The following is a 16,471-nucleotide window of genomic DNA, read 5'->3' as shown; positions in this document are numbered from 1 at the left end:
CCTTCTCTCGCACTGCCTGGAGCATCCGTGCAATGAGTTCTGCCTTTCTAATAAAGACCCCACCGCAAAAGGTGACGGTCAACGGTTGGGTGTTCTACACCTCCACCGCGTTGATTCTGCTGCTGACGGCCATCCTGATTGTCGCCCCGCAGGAGGCCGGCCGATTGCTCGGCATCGCCCAGGCGTGGTTGTCCCGCAGCTTTGGTTGGTACTACATGGTCGTGATCGCGGCTTACCTGGTGTTTGTGGTCGGCCTGGCGTTTTCCTCCTATGGCAAGCTCAAGCTGGGCAGCAAGGATGACACACCGGACTTCAGCTACGGCGCCTGGGCCGGGATGCTGTTTTCCTCCGGCATTGGCATTTCCTTGCTGTACTTCGGCGCCTCCGAGCCGCTGGACCACTACTTCAATCCGCCCGAAGGCGTGGCCGGCAGCCAAATGGCCGCCCGCCAGGCCGTGCAGCTGACGTTCTTGCATTGGGGCCTGCACGGCTGGGCGATCTACGCCTTGGTGGGCCTGGCCGTGGCGTATTTCGCCTACCGGCACAACCAGCCGCTGGCGCTGCGTTCGGCGTTGTATCCGCTGGTGGGCGAGCGCTGGGTCAAAGGCGCGGCCGGTCACGCGGTGGACGGTTTCGGCATGTTTGTGACATTGCTGGGACTGGTGACCAACCTAGGGATCGGCTCGCTGCAAGTCGCCTCCGGGCTGGAAAACCTGTTCGGCATGGCACACAGCAACACCAACCTGCTGATCGTGATCATTGTGATGAGCACCGTGGCGACCATCGCGGCGGTGTCCGGCGTGGAAAACGGCATTCGTCGCTTGTCGAACCTGAACATCGTGTTGTTCAGTGGCTTGTTGATTTTCGTCTTGCTGTTCGGTCCGACCCTGCACTTGCTCAATGGCTTCGTGCAGAACATCGGTGATTACCTCAACGGTGTGATTCTCAAGACGTTCGACCTGTACGTGTATGTGGACGACAGCGCCAAGTCCGATCGCTGGCTGGGCCTGTGGACCCTGTTCTACTGGGCCTGGTGGATTTCCTGGGCCCCGTTCGTCGGCATGTTCATCGCGCGTATCTCCCGGGGTCGCACCGTGCGCGAACTGGTGGCGGGCGTGTTGTTGATTCCCTTGGGTTTTACGTTGGCCTGGCTGTCGATCTTCGGTAACTCGGCCCTGGACCTGGTGATGAACCAGGGGGCGGTGGAACTGGGCAAGACGGCGCTGACGCAGCCGTCCATGTCGATCTACCAGTTGCTGGAGTATTACCCGGCGTCGAAGGTTGTGATCGGTGTGTCGATCTTCGTCGGTTTTGTGTTGTTCCTGACCCCGGCCGACTCTGGCGCGGTGATGATGGCCAACCTTTCGTGCAAGGGCGGTAACGTCGATGAAGATGCGCCGCACTGGTTGCGGATCTTCTGGTCGGTGGCAATCACGCTGGTGACCATCGGCCTGCTGTTCGCCGGTAATTTCGAAGCCATGCAAACCATGGTCGTGCTGGCCGGATTGCCGTTCTCGGTGGTGCTGGTGTTCTTCATGTTCGGGCTGCACAAGGCCATGCGCCAGGATGTGCAGGCCGAGCAGGAGCGGGCGGAGTTGGCGGCGCTGGGCCGGGTCTTTGGCTGAGGTTCTGTCTGACCCTGTTTTTGTGGCAAGGACGCTTTTTGTGGCGAGGGAGCTTGCTCCCGCTGGGTTGCGAAGCAACCCCAAAGCCTGACGCCGCAGGGTTTCAGCCAGACCAAGTGAACCAGGGTTTGCGACTGCTGCGCAGTCGAGCGGGAGCAAGCTCCCTCGCCACGGGTGTCAGCATTCCAAACCCAAGCATCAGCATTTCAAGCCAAGCATCAGCATTTCAAACCCAAGCATCAGCATTTCAAACCAGGCATCAGCATCCAGCCTGAGAGGACACAAACAAAAACGCCGCGATCATCTCGCGGCGTTTTTGTGTGTGTGGGCTCAGCCCAGGTTCTTGCCGAGCAGTGCGTGGTACAGCTCGCTGTCGCCCAGGATCCCGACGACTTTCTGGTTATCGTGGAGCACCAGTTTGTTGCCGGTCTGGTAGCGGATCTGCAAGGCGTCGCGCATGCCGATGTTGGAATCCACCAGGGTCGGACGCCGGCCCAGGTCTTCCACGGACTGGCCCGGTGCCCAGTTTTGCAGGTCCAGGACCGCGCCGTTCTGCCGGGCGCCCTTGATGGTGTTGCCTTCGGCCAGGTCAAGCCAGGAGTCGCCGCCCGGGTCCAGGCAGACCGAACCATTGATGCGCTTGCAGTTGTCCAGGGTGCGCATCAGGCTGCGACCGCACAGGACGTTGAGCGGGTTGGTATGGGCGACGAAGGTGCGCACATAGTCGTCCGCCGGGTTCAGTACAATCTCTTCGGGCTTGCTGTACTGGATGATCCGGCCGTCCTTCATGATCGCGATACGGCTGCCCAGCTTCAGGGCTTCGTCGAGGTCGTGGCTGACGAACACGATGGTCTTGCTCAGCTTGCGCTGCAGTTCCAGCAGTTCGTCCTGCAGGCCTTGGCGAATCAGCGGGTCGAGGGCCGAGAACGGTTCGTCCATCAGCAGGATGTCGGCGTCCATCGCCAGGGCGCGGGCCAGGCCGACCCGTTGCTGCATGCCGCCAGACAGTTCGTCGGGCTTCTTGTTGCGCCACTGGGTCAGGCCCACCAGCTCGAGCTTCTCATCCACCAGCTTGCGCCGTTCCTTTTCCGGGCGGCCCTGCATTTCCAGGCCGAAGCTGATGTTCTCGCGCACCGTCAGCCAAGGCATCAGGGCGAACTTCTGGAACACCATGGCGATGCGCTTGGTGCGCATCATCTTCAGTTCGGCGGGGGTGCAGGAGGCGATGTCGATCTGTCGGCCTTCGTGTTCGACGAACAGCTTGCCACGGCTGACGGTGTTCAAGCCGTTGATGCAGCGCAGCAGGCTGGATTTGCCGGAGCCGGAAAGGCCCATCAAGACACAGATTTCGCCTTTCTCGATGTCCAGGCTGGCTTTTTCCACGCCGACGATTTGCCCGGTTTTCTTCAGGATTTCGTTGCGGGTCATGCCCTGGTCGAGCAGCTTGAGGGCCTCGCGAGGGTCCCTGGCGAAGATCACATCAACGTCTTCAAAGCGAATTATGCTCATGCGTCACCCCCTACTTTGGCGTCGGGTTGTTTGCAGATTCGGTCGAGCATGATCGCCAGCAGGACGATCGCCAGGCCGGCTTCGAAGCCCAGGGCGATATCGGCGGTGTTCAGTGCGTTGACCACGGGTTTGCCCAGGCCATCGGCACCCACCAGCGCGGCGATCACCACCATCGACAACGACAGCATGATGCACTGGGTGATACCGGCCGCGATGCTTGGCATCGCATGGGGCAGTTCGATACGCGACAGGAGTTGACGACGGGAGCAGCCGAAGGCCTTGCCGGCGTCCATCAGTTCGTCCGGTACGTCGCGGATGCCCAGGTAGGTCAGGCGGATGGGCGCGGCAATCGCGAACACCACCGTGGAGATCAGGCCCGGGACCACACCCAGACCGAAAAGGGTCAGGGTAGGAATGAGGTAGACGAAGGTCGGTACGGTCTGCATCAGATCGAGTACCGGACGCATCATGGTGTAGAACATCGGCTTGTGCGCGGCAACGATGCCCAGCGGCACGCCGATCAGCACACAGACCAGGGTCGCGAACAGCACCTGGGCCAGGGTTTCCATGGTCTCTTGCCAGTAACCCAGGTTGAGAATCAGCAGGAAGGACGCGATGACGAATACGGTCAGGCCCCATTTGCGCTGGATGAAGTGCGCCAATAGCGCGATGAGGCCGATCAGGGCCAGGGGGTTGAACCAGGTCAGCGCAAACGTCACGCCGTGAATCATCGTTTCCAGGAACAGCGCGATTGCGTCGAAGGTGTTGGCGCCGTTTTGCGTCAACCATTCGACAAAGCCCGCGATGTACTGGCCCAAGGGTATTTTCTGATCAATAAGCATGGTAGTGAACGTCCGCATGCAAGGGAATAAACAGCCCGGGCGAGCGAACTCGCCCGGCATAACATAGGCAGTTATTGCGCAAGTTTGGCTTTCACGGCTTCCAGGCCAGGTTTACCGTCAATGGTGGTCACGCCAGCGAGCCAGGTATCGAGTACCTGTGGGTTTTTCTTCAGCCAGGCCTTGGCGGCGGCCTCTGGTTTCATCTTGTCGTCGAGCACGTTGCCCATCAGCGTGCTTTCCATGTCCAGGGTGAAGACCAGGTTTTTCAGCAACTGACCAACGTTGCTGCATTCCTGGGCGTAGCCCTTGCGGGTATTGGTATAGATGGTTGCCTGGCCGAAGTTCGGGCCGAAATACTCATCGCCACCGGTGAGGTATTTCATCTTGAAGCGAGTGTTCATCGGATGCGGTTCCCAGCCCAGGAACACTACCGCGGTGCTGCGACGCTGGGCCCGGTCGACTTGCGAGAGCATGCCCGCTTCACTCGACTCGACGACCTTGAAACCGGCGTCCTTGAGGCCGAAGGCGTTCTTGTCGATCATGCTCTGGATCAGGCGGTTGCCGTCGTTGCCCGGTTCGATGCCGTAGATCTTGCCGTCCAGTTCTTTCTTGAACTTGGCGATGTCGGCGAAATCCTTGAGGCCTTTGTTATACAGCTCTTCGGGAACGGCCAGGGTGTACTTGGCGTTCTCCAGGTTGGCGCGCAGGGTTTCCACGGTGCCGGCTTCGCGGTAGGCCTTGATGTCGTTTTCCATGGTCGGCATCCAGTTGCCGAGGAAGACATCCATGTTCTTGCCATCGGCCAGGGACTTGTAGGTCACCGGCACGGAAATCATGGTGGTCTTGGTCTTGTAGCCCAGCGCGTCCAGCACCACGCTGGTGGTCGCCGTGGTCACGGTAATGTCGGTCCAACCGACATCGGAGAAGTTGACGGTGCTGCACTTTTCGGGTTCTGCAGCGTTGGCCAGCATCGGAAGACTCAGCATGGCGGCCAACAACAACGGCTTGGAACCTTTCATGGGTGGACTCCTGGTGTTTTATCGGCGGTGTCCGGTCAGGACAACCGCGCTTAATTGGATGTTGCGGTTGGTGGCGCGTGGGCACTCTCTGACACGCGGCCTTGCAAACGAGCCGTAACCGATCATGTACCAGTGCAAATCTGACGCCTACAGGGTGGGTCGTATCCAGTACAGGGATGGTCGCATCCAGTGTCGGTGACGTCGTTTACAGATTTTTTCCGCCCCCGACGGGCCTCTGATACGCAGAAAAACGCCGCAAAACCGGGGGCGGGGACCGGCGGCGTTGGTGGGCATGATTGCGTCGGTGTCAGACGTCGGGCACTCAGGTAAAAACCGGATGATGCGGCCATCCCGGCGTTGAGCGTAGCAGCTCCGTCACCGGACGCTCCTGCGCCCGGATGTGCCTGTTCTGGAGGTTATCGGCAATGGCAATCAGCGTTTTCGACTTGTTCAAAATCGGTATCGGCCCATCCAGTTCCCACACCGTGGGGCCCATGCGCGCCGCGGCGCTGTTCGTCGAAGCGCTGAAAGCGAAGGCCCTGCTCAATGATGTGCGCCGGCTCGAGGTGCAGTTGTTCGGTTCGCTGTCGGCCACCGGCATCGGCCACGGCAGCGACAACGCTGTGATCATGGGCCTGATGGGGGAGTGGCCGGACGCTATCGACCCGTCGCAGATCGGCCCGCGCATCAAGTTGCTGCGTGAAACCCAGACCCTGCTGCTCGACGGTCGCCTGCCGGTGCCGTTCATCTGGTCCCGGGACATGCGCCTGATCGACGAGAACCTGCCATTCCACCCCAATGCGATGACGTTGGTGGCCGAAGGCGCCGACGGTGAGCTGCACCGTGACACTTATTACTCGGTTGGCGGTGGCTTTGTCGTCGATGAGGCCCAGGCCTCCAGCGGCGTGGTGGACCTGGACAGCACTGAGCTGCCTTACGATTTTTCCAGTGCCGAAGAGTTGCTTGAGTTATGCCGTACCCACAACTTGCGGGTGGCCGAGTTGATGCTGGCCAACGAAAAGGTCTGGCGTTCCGAAGAAGAGATCCGCAGTGGCCTGATGAAGCTGTGGCGGGCCATGCAGGATTGCGTCGAGCAGGGCCTCAAGCACGAAGGCATCCTGCCGGGCGGTTTGAATGTGCGTCGGCGGGCGGCCAAGTTGCACCGCAGCCTGCAAGAGCTGAACAAGCCCAATGTCATCGGCTCGACCCTCAGCGCCATGGAGTGGGTCAACCTGTTCGCCCTGGCGGTCAACGAAGAGAACGCGGCCGGTGGGCGCATGGTTACGGCGCCCACCAACGGTGCGGCGGGGATCATCCCGGCGGTGCTGCACTACTTCATGAAATTCAGCGAAGCGGTCACCGACGCCAACGTCGTGGATTATTTCCTCGCCGCGGCGGCCGTCGGGATCCTGTGCAAAAAGAATGCATCGATTTCCGGCGCCGAAGTCGGTTGCCAGGGCGAGGTGGGATCGGCCTGCGCCATGGCGGCGGCGGGTCTGGCGGAAATCCTCGGGGCCACGCCGGAGCAATTGTGCAACGCGGCGGAAATCGGCCTGGAGCACAACCTCGGCCTGACCTGCGACCCGGTGGGCGGTCTGGTGCAGGTGCCGTGCATCGAGCGCAATGCAATCGCCGCGGTCAAGGCCATCAATGCCGCCCAAATGGCCCTGCGCGGGGATGGCCAGCATTTCATCTCCCTGGATCGGGTGATCCGCACCATGCGTGATACTGGTGCCGACATGCATGACAAATATAAAGAGACCTCGCGCGGCGGTTTGGCGGTCAGTGCGGTGGAGTGCTGAAAGCGCGTTCGCACAACCTTTGTCACAAGAGGGGCTCTGTGGGAGCAAGCTTACTCCCACAGAGATTCCCTTTATTCGCGACATCGAAAATCGCTCGTAAAATGAACACCCATCCACAAATGCGCCACCTTTTAGCGCGTCGCAAACAGACAAGCCCTCGGTTGTCGAGCCAGCCGCTGAATCGCGCTCGACCGTCCGTCACCCGCACCTGCGGTGCTACTCCTTGCGCAAGCCGCGCAGCCCAGTTCCCACAAGTGCTACCGAACTGCTCACAGCCTTCTGTGATCGGTACCTGCCGCCCTTGATGGCACCTGAAACCTGCACTCGATGCGCGCCTTATATAGACAGGTCGCGATGTCGTTTTCAGGATTTATTGAACGCACATTCAATTTTAGGCATGGCAATTGCTCTATTCCGATAAAGCCCTGTCTCGCGCAAGAGAACGTGGCAATAACAAGAGCCTCCGCCTGAGGCCATCACCCGCTTTGTGTGAGGAGATACCGCGATGACGACGTCCAACTCCGGGGCCCAACCCCAGAACCGTGCGCCTCAATCCATCGGCTTTTTGCTGCTGGACAATTTCACGCTGATTTCCCTGGCGTCCGCGGTAGAACCGCTACGCATGGCCAACCAGCTGTCCGGTCGCGAGCTGTATCGCTGGACCACCCTCACGGTCGATGGCGGCCAGGTCTGGGCCAGCGACGGTTTGCAGATTACCCCCGACGCCTCCATGCACAAGGCGCCGCCTCTGGACACCGTCATCGTCTGTGGCGGCATCGGTATCCAGCGCACCGTGACCCGTGAACACGTGTCGTGGCTGCAAAGCCAGGCTCGCCAGTCCCGTCGCCTCGGCGCGGTCTGCACCGGCAGTTGGGCCCTGGCCTGCGCCGGCCTGCTGGACGGTTTCGACTGCAGCGTGCACTGGGAATGCCTGGCGGCGATGCAGGAAGCTTTCCCGCGGGTATCGATGAGCACCCGCCTGTTCACCCTCGACCGCAACCGCTTCACCAGCTCCGGTGGCACCGCGCCGCTGGACATGATGCTGCACCTGATCAGTCGCGATCACGGTCGCGAGCTGTCGGCGGCGATCTCGGAAATGTTTGTCTACGAGCGTATCCGCAACGAGCAGGATCACCAGCGTGTGCCGCTCAAGCACATGCTTGGCACCAACCAGCCGAAGTTGCAGGAAATCGTCGCGCTGATGGAAGCCAACCTCGAAGAGCCGATCGACCTGGATGAACTGGCGGTGTACGTGGCCGTGTCCCGGCGTCAGCTGGAGCGGTTGTTCCAGAAATACCTGCACTGCTCGCCGTCGCGCTATTACCTCAAGCTGCGGCTGATTCGTGCGCGGCAACTGCTCAAGCAGACGCCGATGTCGATCATCGAAGTGGCGTCGGTGTGCGGTTTTGTCTCCACCCCGCACTTCTCCAAGTGCTACCGCGAATACTTCGGCATTCCGCCACGGGACGAACGCGTCGGTTCCAATACCACGCAACAGGTGGCGATGATGCCGCTGCCGCAGGCGCTGGTACTGTCGCCGTTGTCCGGGCCGCTGTCGGCATTGAGCCAGGCGCGCAATGAGTCGACGTTTGCCAGTGTGAGGCTTTAAGACCGACGGCTTTTGTGGCGAGGGAGCTTGCTCCCGCTGGGGGCGAAGCCCCCCAAAACCTGATTTCGCGATGTCCCAGGGATATCGCGTGCGCCGGGTTTGCGACCGCTACGCGGCCGAGCGGGAGCAAGCTCCCTCGCCACAAGGTCAGCTATGGGTCTGCTGGTAATCGCTCAACGCCGGTAACAGCTGCTCATTGATCGCCTGGCGCACGGCTGGCAGGATCGTCGCGCTGCTGGTGTACATGTTTTTGACCATCAGGCGCAGTTCATTGGCGCGGGCCGTGTCCAGCCCTCGCACGGCATATTCGCAGGCCTGCTCGGCAGTGGCGCCGCTGGGTATCTGCAACCCCAGGGCCTTGAGCTGGCCCAGCAGGTCTTCCTGGTCGATCAAATCGGCGTGCATCATGACGCTTTTCCTTGTTCAGGGATTGGGGTCTGACTCGATTCTGGTAGCCACCCGAAGCGGCGGCAAGGGCAAATGGTCGCAATGTCATGAATGACTATGGAGGCGTCGTTTTCGGCTAACTTGCCCAGGCCTGGACTGGGCACACTGGCCCCAAGCTGAATCACGATGGTTTGGTCACCCTCGCGCGACAGCTCCTCCAGTAACGCTCCTGCCCCGATCCTGTCACGGCTTGATCGGGGATTTTTTTGCCTGGGCGAATCAGGTGGTGATGGGTTGTCGGACAGGGCGCTATCGCGAGCAAGCTCGCTCCCACAGGGGTTCTGTGGCGTTCACAAATTCAATGTGGGAGCGAGCTTGCTCGCGAATGGCCGTTACGCGGTCTACCTTTGAAACACCAGAATCCGCGACAACAACTCATCCCGATCCACATAGCACCCCTGGAAATGCCGGGCCCCTGAGGCCGGGTCGAAGGCGTTGCGGGCGTGGAGGGTGCGGCGGTTGTCGAAGCACCAGAGCTGGCCGGGTTCGAGGCGCTGCACCAGGCGAAAGTGTGGCTCGCGGGTCAGGGCGATGAAGCGGCGGTAGGCACGGTAAAGCCTGGGCATCTGCTCGACCGAGGTGTCGAACGGTCCGCGCAGGAAATTCGCCATGCGGATTTCCGAGACCTGCCCGAGGGCATCCAGGGCGATGATCGGTGCCAGGCAGCGGTAGTCGCTGCGGCGATCCTTGTTGCGAAATTCCACCGGGATCTGGCATAGCGCGTCGAAGGCCTCGGGGTCTTCCTGGCGCAGGGTTTCGGCGATGGCAAAACCGTCGACAAAAATACTCTCGCCACCGTCGGCGTCATTCACCAGGCAATGCAAGAACTGCAGCCCCGGCTGCAACTCCCGGGTTGGCAGGTCGGTGTGCAGCGGCAGGTTGAAAGCGGTGTAGGCGTTGCTGTCGGCATCGGCCTTGGATTGCACGTTGAACAGCACGCCGAAGTTGCTCTCGCGGATGAAGGATATGCGTTGGGCAACCCGTTTCAGTGAGCCGGGTTCGGTAGGCACGCCGCGCACTTGGGTCAGGCCGATGTCGCGTACCGCCAGCAACCATTGCAGCAACGCATCGGCATCGTCCATCAGCGCCGGGTAATCGAACACCGGCAGTGGCAGGTCGTGCCGCCACAGCTGGCGCCGGGGTTTGTTCGCCAGGCGTTCGGCCCGGGATTGATCGTCGTAGGCGTGGGCGCGCAACCAGCCCGGATCGAAACGGCTCTGGTGGCCGTCCTGCCAGTCCACGCAGAGGCAGCCTTCGGCGTCGAGACGGACCGCCCTGGGTGACATGTCTTCAGGGACGTCGACGATTTCCAGCACCTGTTCGCGGGTGACGCTGTAGACGCATTGGGCGCAAGGGCAGTTGTCCCGCAGCCATGGGTGATGAAAGGGGCTGGTCCGGCCATCGGCCCATGTCACTTGCACCTGGTCGGCCAAGGGGGTTGCGGCGGTTAACGCGAAGATCAGGGGATAACGGCGGAAGTCGGCAAAAGCGGCGGCGGTGTTCATGCGATCTCCTGTGCGAGGCTTATCGGGCGGGGGGCAGGGCGATGACCCGGCCGATGTACGCCGGGGGCGGCAGGTCGGATTGTTGGTCGAGCAGGGCTTTGAGGCGGTCCAGGGTGGGTTCCGTGAAGGGCGCCGAGCGCGGACCGGCCAGGTCGACGTGCAGCAGCATCTGTTCATTGCCGGCCAGCTCTTTATCACCGCCGACCAGGTGCAGGCTGTGGTAGAGGTGCAGGCGTTTGGCGTCGTGGCCGATGATCTGCGTGTGCACCTCGACTTCGGCGTCGAGTTTCACTTCGTGCAGGTAGTTCAGGTGCAGTTCGAGGGTGAACAGCGAGTGTCCGCTGGCTTCGCGGTTCTGGCTGTCCATGCCGAGGCTGTCCATCAGCGCGTCGGTGGCGTAACTGAAGATCAGCAGGTAGAAGGCGTCGCGCAGGTGGCCGTTGTAATCGACCCATTCGGGGAGGATGCGGGTTTGGTAGGTAGTGAGGGTGGGCATGGTCCTGGTTCCGACAGTTGTGGTGACTGGGCGGGCGCTATCGCGAGCAAGCTCGCTCCCACAGGGGATCTTCTGAGTGAAATAAAAGAGTATTCACACCGCGAAATCCTTGTGGAAGCGAGCTTGCTCGCGATGGGGCCAGACCTGCTGGCCCAACAAGCCCGGGTTTACTCGCTGAAGGCCATCCCATGCTTTTGCTTGGTGGTCTTCACCGCCTCCAGCACCGCCAGCAGACAATCATCACGATAGCGCTCCAAGGCCGAAATGCTGTGGCTGCCCAATTGCTCGCTCGTGCCGTCCACCACGTCGTCGATCAGCTTCTCGGTCAGTTCCGGCGCTGGCAGGTAGGTCCACGGCAGTTGCAGCGCCGGGCCGAACTGGGCCATGAAGTGCCGCATGCCGGCATCGCCGCCGGCCAGGGTGTAGGTCAGGAACGTGCCCATGAATGACCAGCGCAACCCGGCACCAAAACGGATCGCATCATCGATTTCCCCGGTGGTGGCGACACCGTCGTTGACCAGGTGCAGGGCTTCGCGCCACAACGCTTCAAGCAGGCGGTCGGCGATGAAACCGGGTACTTCCTTGCGTACATGCAGTGGCCGCATGCCGAGGGATTCATAGACTTTCATTGCCGCTTGCACCGCTTCGGGCGCGGTGTTTTTGCCGCCGACCACTTCCACCAGTGGCAACAGGTAGACCGGGTTGAACGGGTGGCCGACCACACAGCGTTCCGGGTGGGTGGAGCCTTCGTAGAATTCGCTTGGCAGCAGCCCCGAGGTGCTGGAGCCGATCAGCGCGTTCGGCTTGGCGGCGGCGCTGATCTGGGCGTGCAACTCGAGTTTCAACTCCAGGCGTTCGGGGGCGCTTTCCTGAATGAAGTCGGCGTCGCGCACGCATTCTTCGATGGTGGCGACAAAGCGCAGGCGATCCTGCGAGGCACCGGGGGCCAGGCCCTGTTTCTCCAGGGCGCCCCAGGCGTTGGCGACGCGTTTGCGCAATGCCGCTTCGGCGCCGGGTGCCGGGTCCCAGGCGACCACGTCGAGGCCATGGGCCAAGGCCCGGCTGACCCAGCCGCTGCCGATCACACCGCTGCCCAGGGCGGCGAAGGTCTTGATGTTGGTGATGAAGCTCATGGTGATTTCCTGAAAAGAGTGAAGATCACCTGTGGGAGCGAGCTTGCTCGCGATGGCGGTGCTACATCCGATGCATCTTCAGAGGCCGGAATATCGCTATCGCGAGCAAGCTCGCTCCCACAGGGAAAGGTGTCAGTTGGGTTCAGCCGCGCTGGGTCAGGCCCATCTTCTTGCGCCCCTCAGCCGGCGTGAGCACGCGGGCGCCGAGGCGGCTGAGGATTTCGCCGGCGCGTTCCACCAGTTGGCCGTTGGTGGCGAGGACGCCTTTGTCCAGCCAGAGGTTGTCTTCCAGCCCGACCCGCACGTTGCCCCCCAGCAGCACCGCCTGGGCGGCCATCGGCATTTGCATGCGGCCGATGCCGAAGCCAGCCCACACCGCGTCGGCAGGCAGGTTGTCGACCATGGCTTTCATGGTGGTGGTGTCGGCCGGTGCGCCCCACGGGATGCCCAGGCAGAGCTGGAACAGTGGGTTGTCCAGCAGGCCTTCCTTGATCAGTTGTTTGGCGAACCACAGGTGGCCGGTGTCGAAGATCTCCAACTCGGCCTTGACCCCCAGTTCAGTGATGCGCTTGGCACCGGCCCGCAGTTGCGCCGGGGTGGAGACGTAAATGGTGTCGCCGTCGCCGAAGTTCAGGGTGCCGCAATCCAGCGTGCAGATCTCCGGCAACAGCTCTTCGACGTGGGCCAGGCGCGTCAGCGGTCCCACCAGGTCGGTGTTGGGGCCGAATTCCATCGGCCGTTCGCCCGCACCGATCTCCAGGTCGCCGCCCATGCCGGCGGTGAGGTTGACGATGATGTCCACGTCCGCCTCACGGATGCGCTCCATCACTTCGCGGTACAGCGCGACGTCGCGGCTGAACTTGCCGGTCTGCGGGTCGCGGACATGGCAGTGGACCACGGTGGCCCCGGCTTTCGCAGCTTCGACGGCAGCGGCGGCGATCTGTTTCGGAGTGACCGGCACATGTGGGCTCTTGGCGGTCGTGTCGCCAGCACCGGTGAGTGCGCAGGTGATGATGACGTCGTGGTTCATGGTGCGGATTCCTTCAGGCGTGGTGAGTCACTGCGCAGCCCGTTGGTGCTGCGCAGATGGATAACGGTGGGTCAGTTACTGGTGAGTTTCAGGTTGTCGGCGGCCGGCTTGCCGTCGAAGGTGGTCACGCCTTCGAGCCAGCGCTGCTTGTCTTGCGGATGATCCTTGAGCCATTGCCGGGCCGATTCCAGCGGGTCCTTGTGATCCAGCAGCGGCTGCATCATCCGGCTTTCATCCTCGGCGCTGAACGTCAGGTTGCTCAGCAAGCGACCCACGTTCGGGCATCGCTGGGTGTAGTCCGGCGCGGTGACGGTCCACACAGTGGCCATGCCTTCGTTCGGGCCGAGGGCGTCTTCGCTGCCGGTGAGGTAGGTCATTTGCACGTTGACGTTCATCGGATGGGGCGCCCAGCCGAAGAACACCACGGCTTCCTTGCGCCGTACGGCGCGGTCCACGGCGGCGAGCATGCCGGCTTCGCTGGACTCCACCAGTTGGAATTTGCCCAGGCCGAACTGGTTCTTGGCGATCATCGCCTTGATCTGGGTGTTGGCGCCGGAACCGGGTTCGATGCCGTAGATCTTGCCGCCCAACTCTTTCTCGAATTTGGCGATGTCGGCGAAGGTCTTCAGGCCCTTGTCGGCCAGGTAGGTCGGCACGGCCAGGGTGGCGCGGGCGTCCTTGAGGCTGGGCTGCTCCAGCACCTTGACCTGCTTGGCCTCGACGAACGGGGTGATGGTCTGGGTCATCAGCGGGTTCCAGTAGCCCAGGAACAGGTCCAGGCGCTGGTCGCGGATGCCAGCGAAAATGATTTGCTGGGAGGCGCTGGTCTGCTTGGTCTTGTAGCCGAGGCCGTCGAGCATCACTTGGGTCAGGGCGCTGGTGGCGATGACGTCGGTCCAGTTGACCACGCCCAGGCGCACGTTCTGGCACGCGGCGGGCTCGGCCGCCATGACCGCGCCATTCAGGAAAGCGGTACCGCTGAGTGCAAGGACGCAGGAGCTGATCAGTCGTTTCATGTCGGGTTCCTCGGCAGCTTATTGTTATGGGGTCCGGTGTCTGTGCGCCGGTGATGCCAAGTTACGCAGCCCCACGCCTGGCAAAACGCACAGCGGCGACGTGCTCTTGCACTGCGGCGACCTAGTGTCCTGTTTCACGAATAGGGGCCTGCAGCGCTTGAACAGCCCTTGCAACTGGCGTATCAAGATCCGCACGCTACCCGCCAACCGAGTGCGCTCCATGTCCCAGGATTTCTATTTCTTGTTGATGCCGGGTTTTTCAGCCATCGGCTTCATTTCGGCCATCGAGCCGTTGCGGGTGGCCAATCGTTTTCGCGGCGAGCTGTACCGCTGGCACGTGCTGAGTATCGATGGCGGGGCGGTGCTGGCGAGCAATGGCATGTCGGTCAACGCCGATGCCGCACTGGAGCCCTTGAAGAAAGGCGCGACCCTGTGGGTGGTGGCGGGGTTCGAGCCGCTGAAATTCGCCACCCCGGCCCTGGAGCGCTGGCTGCATCGGTTGGACAGCGACGGCGTGATCCTGGGCGGCATCGACACCGGCAGTGTGGTCCTGGCCGAAGCGGGGCTGCTGGAAGGGCACCGCGTGACCTTGCACTGGGAAGCGATCGAAGCGTTCAAGGAGTCTTATCCACAGCTTGGCGTGACCCAGGAACTGTTTGAAATCGACCGTCGCCGCATCACGTGTGCGGGCGGCACCGCGTCCATCGACCTGATGCTGGACTTGATCGGCCAGGCCCATGGTTCGGAGCTGGCGATCCAGGTCAGCGAGCAGTTCGTGCTCGGCCGCATCCGCCCGCGCAAAGACCACCAGCGCATGGAAATCGCCAACCGCTATGGCATTCGCAACAAGAAGTTGGTGCACGTCATCGGCGAGATGGAAACCCACAGCGAACCACCCCTGAGCACCTTGGCGCTGGCCGAGTCGATCAACGTCACCCGTCGCCAGCTCGAACGCCTGTTCCGCCTGCACCTGAACGACACCCCGAGCAATTTCTACCTGCGCCTGCGCCTGGAAAAGGCCCGGCAGTTGCTGCGCCAGACCGACATGAGCGTGCTGGAGGTGAGCATTGCCTGCGGCTTTGAGTCGCCGTCGTACTTCACCCGCAGCTATCGGGCCAGGTTTGCGCGCTGCCCACGGGAGGATCGGCGGCGACAGGGGGATGGGCGGGAGCTGGTTTGACAGGCTTTTATAGTTAATTATACTCGCGACTATAAATTATACCTGTCGCCATAATTGAGTATAAAACCATGTCCAAGCACCCCGGTTTTGTCTTTCGGCGCCCCGATCTGGCCCGCAATATTGTCGATGGGTTGGTCGGTGCCGGGATTCAGGATTACACCTCCGGCCTGTTCCTGGCCGCGCCGAGACGCACCGGAAAAAGTACCTTTCTGCGCGAAGACTTGATTCCCGAATGCGAGGCCCGTGGTTGGCTCACGGTCTACGTCGACCTCTGGGCCAACAAGGAGAAGGACCCTGCCGAGCTGATCGCCTCGGCCATCGCCGGGGCACTGGTGCCTTATGAAAAGGGCATCCGCAAGCTTGCCAAGTCCATGGGTATCGACAAACTCAGCTTCTTGCGCACGTTGTCCTGGGATTTCAGCCAGCCGCAACTGCCCGAAGGCGCGACGCTGACCCAGGCGCTGGAGTTGCTGCACAGTGCTGCCGGTAAAACCGTGGTGTTGGTCATCGACGAGGCCCAGCATGCGTTGACCACCGAGGCCGGCGTCAATGCGATGTTCGGCCTCAAGGCCGCTCGCGATCAGCTCAATCAGGGGCGTGAGGGTGATACCAGCGGACTGCGCCTGGTGTTCACCGGCTCCAATCGCGACAAGCTCGCCCACTTGGTACTCAGCCGCAACCAACCGTTCTACGGGTCCAGCATTACGCCGTTTCCGTTGCTGGGCAAAGCCTTCACCCAAGCCTACACCGCCCATTTGAACGCACACTTGGCCCAGACCAACCAGTTCAACGCCGATGACCTCGATCAGGCCTTTGAGCTGGTAGGGCGTCGTCCCGAGATGTTGCGCAGCGTCATCGGCGAAATTGCTCTGGAGCTGGGTGAAGCGAGCCATTTGGGTGAATTGCTGCGCAACAGCGCCGAAATGCTGCGCGCCGGCGTCTGGACCGAGTTCGAAAGCGCCTGGAACGCCCTGACGGTGCCGCAACGCGCCGTGCTGCAGGTCATGGCCGAGCGCTCGCAAAACAACGAGCCCTTCGCACCCTTCACCGATTCAACACTGGAGGCGGTGGGCAAGGCGCTGAAGAGCATGGGAAGCGAAGTCGTGCCCGGTACCCAGACCATCCAATCGTGCATCGACGCGCTGCGTGACAAGGAATTGGTGTGGAAGTCCAATCGCGGCGGTTATGCGCTGGAGGATAAAGCGTTTGCGGATTGGTTGAAGGGGTATCGCAAGCAATATTGAGCCTGGACATGCAT

At 61.8% G+C, this 16,471-nt stretch carries 14 protein-coding genes; 5 read left to right on the top strand and 9 right to left on the bottom strand.

Translation table 11 applies throughout. The annotated features are described in order from the left end of the window. Positions 1-89 precede the first annotated feature (89 nt). Entirely contained in the window at positions 90-1,625 is a 1,536-nt protein-coding gene (locus AC515T_RS26945; protein WP_496533199.1) for a BCCT family transporter, read from the top strand. 330 nt (positions 1,626-1,955) lie between these two features. Here the strand turns inward: AC515T_RS26945 and choV are convergent, their stop codons facing one another. From choV to AC515T_RS26930, 3 genes are all read right to left on the bottom strand, one after another. Continuing rightward, entirely contained in the window at positions 1,956-3,134 is a 1,179-nt protein-coding gene (gene choV / locus AC515T_RS26940) for a choline ABC transporter ATP-binding protein (RefSeq protein ID WP_496530647.1), read from the bottom strand. Further along, complete coding sequence (gene choW, locus AC515T_RS26935; protein WP_014340605.1) at positions 3,131-3,976, bottom strand: choline ABC transporter permease subunit; 846 nt, start codon at positions 3,974-3,976, stop codon at positions 3,131-3,133. Before choW ends, choV begins: the two co-directional genes overlap by 4 nt. Before the next feature lie 71 nt (positions 3,977-4,047). Continuing rightward, entirely contained in the window at positions 4,048-4,995 is a 948-nt protein-coding gene (locus AC515T_RS26930) for a choline ABC transporter substrate-binding protein (RefSeq protein ID WP_496530646.1), read from the bottom strand. 425 nt (positions 4,996-5,420) lie between these two features. Between AC515T_RS26930 and AC515T_RS26925 the strand changes: the two genes are divergently transcribed. Then, positions 5,421-6,797, top strand: a complete 1,377-nt coding sequence (locus tag AC515T_RS26925; RefSeq protein WP_496530645.1) for an L-serine ammonia-lyase — start codon at positions 5,421-5,423, stop codon at positions 6,795-6,797. Between the two features lie 505 nt (positions 6,798-7,302). Continuing rightward, entirely contained in the window at positions 7,303-8,406 is a 1,104-nt protein-coding gene (gbdR, locus tag AC515T_RS26920; protein ID WP_060740272.1) for a choline metabolism transcriptional regulator GbdR, read from the top strand. A 147-nt stretch (positions 8,407-8,553) separates the two neighbouring features. On the opposite strand, the gene AC515T_RS26915 is transcribed toward gbdR, so the two are convergent. The 6 genes from AC515T_RS26915 to AC515T_RS26890 all read right to left on the bottom strand — a co-directional run bounded on the left by AC515T_RS26915 (position 8,554) and on the right by AC515T_RS26890 (position 14,033). Next, positions 8,554-8,814: a hypothetical protein gene (locus tag AC515T_RS26915; RefSeq protein ID WP_496530644.1), complete on the bottom strand. Its 261-nt coding sequence runs from the start codon at positions 8,812-8,814 to the stop codon at positions 8,554-8,556. A 380-nt stretch (positions 8,815-9,194) separates the two neighbouring features. Further along, the gene (locus AC515T_RS26910) at positions 9,195-10,358 is read right to left on the bottom strand and encodes a gamma-butyrobetaine dioxygenase (protein ID WP_496530643.1); all 1,164 of its coding nucleotides are present in this window, start codon (positions 10,356-10,358) and stop codon (positions 9,195-9,197) included. A 19-nt stretch (positions 10,359-10,377) separates the two neighbouring features. Next, positions 10,378-10,854 (bottom strand): thioesterase family protein, encoded by a 477-nt coding sequence (locus AC515T_RS26905; protein WP_496530642.1) that lies wholly within the window; start codon positions 10,852-10,854, stop codon positions 10,378-10,380. A 167-nt stretch (positions 10,855-11,021) separates the two neighbouring features. Continuing rightward, the gene (locus tag AC515T_RS26900) at positions 11,022-11,987 is read right to left on the bottom strand and encodes an L-carnitine dehydrogenase (protein ID WP_496530641.1); all 966 of its coding nucleotides are present in this window, start codon (positions 11,985-11,987) and stop codon (positions 11,022-11,024) included. A 142-nt stretch (positions 11,988-12,129) separates the two neighbouring features. Then, positions 12,130-13,017 (bottom strand): 3-dehydrocarnitine:acetyl-CoA trimethylamine transferase CdhC, encoded by an 888-nt coding sequence (gene cdhC, locus AC515T_RS26895; RefSeq protein WP_014340599.1) that lies wholly within the window; start codon positions 13,015-13,017, stop codon positions 12,130-12,132. A gap of 71 nt (positions 13,018-13,088) precedes the next feature. Further along, a complete protein-coding gene (locus AC515T_RS26890) occupies positions 13,089-14,033 on the bottom strand; it encodes a choline ABC transporter substrate-binding protein (RefSeq protein WP_496530640.1) in 945 nt (314 codons plus the stop codon). Positions 14,034-14,253: 220 nt separating this feature from the next. Between AC515T_RS26890 and AC515T_RS26885 the strand changes: the two genes are divergently transcribed. Both AC515T_RS26885 and AC515T_RS26880 read left to right on the top strand, forming a co-directional pair. Beyond that, positions 14,254-15,213 carry a GlxA family transcriptional regulator gene (locus AC515T_RS26885; protein WP_496530639.1) on the top strand — a complete coding sequence of 320 codons (960 nt, stop codon included), beginning with the start codon at positions 14,254-14,256 and terminating at the stop codon, positions 15,211-15,213. 68 nt (positions 15,214-15,281) lie between these two features. Continuing rightward, entirely contained in the window at positions 15,282-16,457 is a 1,176-nt protein-coding gene (locus AC515T_RS26880; RefSeq protein WP_496530638.1) for an ATP-binding protein, read from the top strand. The last annotated feature ends 14 nt before the right edge of the window (positions 16,458-16,471 follow it).

This window comes from Pseudomonas sp. FSO-7 (assembly GCF_059579345.1).
This window is presented reverse-complemented; position numbering and strand designations above follow the sequence as displayed.